The sequence below is a fragment of the Microcoleus sp. C2D2 genome, from assembly GCF_036702495.1.
Lineage (GTDB): Bacteria > Cyanobacteriota > Cyanobacteriia > Cyanobacteriales > Microcoleaceae > Microcoleus.
Map to the genome: position 1 here is coordinate 1 of NZ_JAUBTO010000290.1, position 4472 is coordinate 4472.

At 44.9% G+C, this 4472-nt stretch carries 4 protein-coding genes; 2 read left to right on the forward strand and 2 right to left on the reverse strand.

What is annotated here, in order from left to right; all coding sequences use genetic code 11:
* Nucleotides 1-55 precede the first annotated feature (55 nt).
* A complete protein-coding gene (locus QUB61_RS38010; RefSeq protein ID WP_333136475.1) occupies nucleotides 56-241 on the reverse strand; it encodes a hypothetical protein in 186 nt (61 codons plus the stop codon).
* 544 nt (nucleotides 242-785) lie between these two features.
* On the reverse strand, nucleotides 786-2228 hold the full coding sequence (locus QUB61_RS38015; RefSeq protein ID WP_333136477.1) for a hypothetical protein: 1443 nt from the start codon (nucleotides 2226-2228) through the stop codon (nucleotides 786-788).
* Between the two features lie 381 nt (nucleotides 2229-2609).
* On the opposite strand from QUB61_RS38015, the gene QUB61_RS38020 reads away from it, so the two are divergent.
* Entirely contained in the window at nucleotides 2610-2993 is a 384-nt protein-coding gene (locus tag QUB61_RS38020; RefSeq protein WP_333136480.1) for a hypothetical protein, read from the forward strand.
* 101 nt (nucleotides 2994-3094) lie between these two features.
* Nucleotides 3095-4174: a CAF17-like 4Fe-4S cluster assembly/insertion protein YgfZ gene (ygfZ, locus tag QUB61_RS38025; protein ID WP_333136482.1), complete on the forward strand. Its 1080-nt coding sequence runs from the start codon at nucleotides 3095-3097 to the stop codon at nucleotides 4172-4174.
* Nucleotides 4175-4472: the final 298 nt, after the last annotated feature.

The window sequence follows — 4472 nt, forward strand, 5'->3', positions numbered from 1 at the left end:
GCTATATATTGATTCCATGGCTTTATCCCTCCCAATTTAAAACTATTAAATTTGTCTAAATATCTGCGGAATGTGGGATGAAAGCATGGTCAGTCAAAGTTTTGACGGCTAGCCAGGCGAGCTTGAAATCAACCCCGCTCCCCTCTACCCATTCATTGATGTGCTTGACCTTGAGTTCTAAGATTTCTTCTTCGCTTAACTGTGAAGTTTTGTTAAGTTGGTCTAGTTCTGAAGTAGCCATATAGTGTCAGTTGCCTCAATAAATTGTTGACAACCGCTACCCCTGGTGTTAAAGTTGAGAAACAAGTGTGCCGCGATATGCCCTTCCGGCAAGGGTAAGTTTAAAAATTAAACTTAATGTTGTTATAGTGAGCTTGTTATTTTAAATCGATTTGTTTCCGCGTCCTTACCAGGGATAGCGGACTTTTTTTGTCCGCGAGCGGGTAGGGCAAGAGTACCTTCTTTAAGATTCCAGTTTCTTGCTCTGTCAGTATTCTATCGCATCATTACACAAAAAAGTAAAAATTTCACACTGTAGCAGGATGACATCCAGCGCAAAATATGTTAATAGACGTGAGTAAATTTTCAGCCCGAACCATAATATGGTTCGGAATATTTTCGCAAGTACAGGCGTCAAGAAAAAGTGACATACTTTGATATACTCTTTTGCCGAACCATAATATGGTTCAGAAAATATAACGCTATACAAAGCGCTACGCACACTTAGGGAACCATAATATGGTTCGCTAGATGCACGCAGCGTGTTTCCGCTTTTAATTTTGCGGTCAACTCATCATTGAAACCAGCTTCCCTACACTTACCCCGTAAATTTCACTTATTAGCGTCACTGTTTCTGGGACAACACCTACCCTTTTCAACACTGCGATAGCGCCCTCTAAGGGCATCATCTTAGTGCTTTGAGCATCTATAGCAGCTAAGCGGGTATTAGTAGCTTCACGCTTCAAATAGGTACTCGTATTCATTGCTGTAGAGTGACCTAAGTTAGCGGCTCTATCCTCGGCAGATATGCCTGCCTGTTTCCCATTCTGGTTAGCCAAGTGACGCAGGGCGTGTGTTTGGGTAACAGGTGCCTTCCAACGGCGCAAAGCCAGTCCTGCTGAGTGGCTGTATTTCTCACAGATGACCCTAGGGTCAGTAGACTTAATAACAAACTCAGGCGGTGAACCGCTTTTAATATTCAGCTCATCTATTAAATTAGGATGCGAGGGAGGAAGCATGGGCGCTGCCAAGCGATAGCCTGTTTTAGTGGTAGTGCCACCAACGGTTACGTCACCTACCACAGCTATCATCCTGAGGTTGCTAGTGTCCCGTAATGCGGGTATAGTTACCCCGTCCTTGGTTTTGAATGGTTTATCTAAGTTCTGAATGGCGAACACCTCATGGACTCGAAAGCCGTAGATAAGCTGCATTGAGAATACCCATAACCATTGGTCACGACGATGTGCGTACTTTTCACCCGCCTCTAGGCGGCATTGGTGCATCCACATTAAAAACGAATCAAGCTCAGCGTTCTGAAGTTCACGGAACTTGATTTGAGTATGCTTTATTGCTGCGAGTGCTTCAATTACATTGGTATGACCTACCACAGCAGCTAATTTTTTGAAAGCATACAGGCAATCGCCGTATACTTTGGTACCACGCTCCTTCGTGTTGAGCGCTTCCAACAAGTCTTTAGCGTTGAATAATCGCTGCTGTGGCAATAAAACATAAAAGCGCCCGTAGACCGACTTATAAGTCGCTTGCTGTGATATTGAAGTGCGATCGCGCAAACGGTGTTTTTTATCTGTGCCAGCCCAGTACGCGGCTTCTGCTTTAGCTATTCCTTCAGCAAAGGTTACAAGGTCATTTTTAATTTTATGTACCTTGAGAATCTCCTTCTCATACCACGCTAAGAACTCTGATTCAGACTGAATCCGCTTTAGAGCCTCGGCTACCCTTTCAGCCTTCACTAAGGCTGAGGTAATGCCCTGCATGGTGCAAGTCTCGCCACTGGTACGCTCAATGCGCTTAGTCCCAAGTGTAATTTGTAAACTAAGATAGGTGCGATCGCCTTTTTGAACTCGCTTAAGGCTTACGCCCCTAGGTGCTGCCTTCTGACATTCCTTCAGATAGGCGCCGATGCGCTCGTGTCCAATATCGGTTTCCCCCAAAATTTCCTCACTTAATTGTTGAGTTTGCTTATTTTGAGGAAAACTAAATAACGACACCTTTAAGCTTAAACATTAAACTTAAAGTAACTTAACCCAAGGTCGGCAGTTCAAATCCTACATCGCCCATCCCAAAAGTCAATTTCCCACTTATCTGCGGAGCTCGAAACCCCGTTTCTGCCTAGACGCTCCTTGCTAAAGTCAATATTTATCTAAAAAACCGGGTTTCTCTGTGTAATTTATGCGCAAGACCAGAAATTCGGTTTTTTCGTAGGTGTTTCGTGGCCAAGCTCAATCTCGATCGCGAGAAACCCGGTTTCTTTGACAACCTGGTCTTAATTTGCCAGCAACTAAATTTAACATTTTGTGGCGAATGTCTCAAAAGTTGGCACCCAATGCTAGAAAATTAATTTATTGATTTTCTTTTTTAGAACCGTGTATATGAACCCTAAAATAACCAGTTCGATCGCGTGGCAGCAAGCTGAACTACTGATGCAGCCAGCGATGATCCGAGTGATCGACAACATCCGCAAACAATTAGAAGAGTCTGTCTGGACGGGCACTTATCAAGAAGTGCAGATTCCAATTCCGGGCTATCAACTACTTTTAGAGCTTCAAGGCGAGCAAAGATGCATCGATATTTGGGAACTTTGCTATCGAGTCTGCTTTCTCAACTACCAGCCCGCCCACACTCAAATCCAAAGCCAAGAAGTTGTAATTGATACTAGCTTGATTGACGATGACACTGGCGATGTAGATTGGAATCGTCTTGATGCCAAAGCTAGCCAATTAATACAAGAAATATTCGCTAATTTGGACAAATAGTCAGTTGTCAGTTGACAAGAAAGCAGTAGTCATCAGTCATCAGTCAACAGTCAACAGTCAACAGTCAACAGTCAACAGTCAACAATCAACAAAATTTTATGCTGATTCAGGAATTGCACGACATTCAAGCAGAGGCAGGTGCTACTTTTGCAGAGTTAACAACCAAAGAAATTGTGCCTGTCAGTTTTGGTAACGACGCAGAAGCGATCGCAGCAACTAAACAAGGTGCGGCTTTGTACGATCGCACTCACTGGGGACGCATTCAAATCTCAGACAGCGATCGCCTGCGGTTCTTGCACAATCAAAGTACCAATAACTTCAATATACTCAAACCCGGTCAAGGTTGCGACACCGTTTTCGTGACTTCCACCGCCCGGACGATCGACCTCGCCACCGCTTACGCTACAGAAGATGCCGTACTGCTGCTAGTCTCAGCCAACCGCCGCCGCCAACTACTGGAATTGCTCGATCGCTATATTTTCCCAATGGATCGCGTTGAGTTAACAGATTTAACCGATACAACAGTTGCTTTCAGTTTCCTCGGCCCGGAAAGCACTCAACTACTAGAAAAAATCGGAGTTACCGAACTCGAAAATCAACCTTACGCTACTCACAAATTGATAAAAACCCCCCCTCTTTCCCCCCCTTACCAAGGGGGGGATGAAGGGGGGGTTCGAGTCGCTGTTGGTAGCGGTTTAGCAACTCCCGGATACACGTTAATTGCGCAAGCTGGCGATGCAGCCAACTTGTGGAAAGAATTAGTCAAAGCTGGGGCCGTACCGATGGGCGATCGAGTTTGGGAACAACTGCGAATCGAACAAGGACGCCCCGCCCCCGATTTTGAACTAACAGATGATTACAACCCCCTAGAAGCCCGCCTTTTACACACGATTACCTATGACAAAGGCTGCTACATCGGTCAAGAAACAATTGCCCGGTTGAACACCTACAAAGGAGTCAAACAGCAACTTTGGGGGGTGCATTTGAGCGGTGCGGTTGAACCCGGAACAGCAGTCACAATCGGAGACGAAAAAATCGGCAAACTCACCAGTTTTACGGAAACTGAATCCGGCTTTTTTGGTCTTGCTTACATCCGCACAAAAGCGGGAGGCGAAGGGCTGAAAGTGCAAGTCGGATCGGTGCCAGGGGAAGTAGTAAATGTACCTTTCTTGAGTTCGTAGTTGCGATCGGTCGCCTGTTGGGGCCGCAGTGCCAAAAACTTTTTTGTTGAGGTTGATTTGGGAAAAATGCTAACACCATAAATTGGTTCAAAGTCCTATCTTTAGATAGATCTGCAAACCAACAACAGCAATTCTTGTATATTACAGTCGTCACCGAAAAAACAGAGTTTTTCAATGAAAAAGTTTACATCGCGCTTAGTTACAATTTGCCTGCGAGTAGGCATTGGTGACAAGTTAAGGCTGTAAGTCTTTTGTCAAGAGGCTTTCGGAGAGTTCTTAAAAAAGAATTGGTCAGACC

What these genes read in the sequence shown, in the direction of transcription:
- QUB61_RS38020 (WP_333136480.1), top strand. Translation starts at nt 2,610, where the DNA reads ATGAACCCTAAAATAACCAGTTCGATCGCGTGGCAGCAAGCTGAACTA.
- QUB61_RS38010 (WP_333136475.1), bottom strand. Translation starts at nt 241, where the DNA reads ATGGCTACTTCAGAACTAGACCAACTTAACAAAACTTCACAGTTAAGC.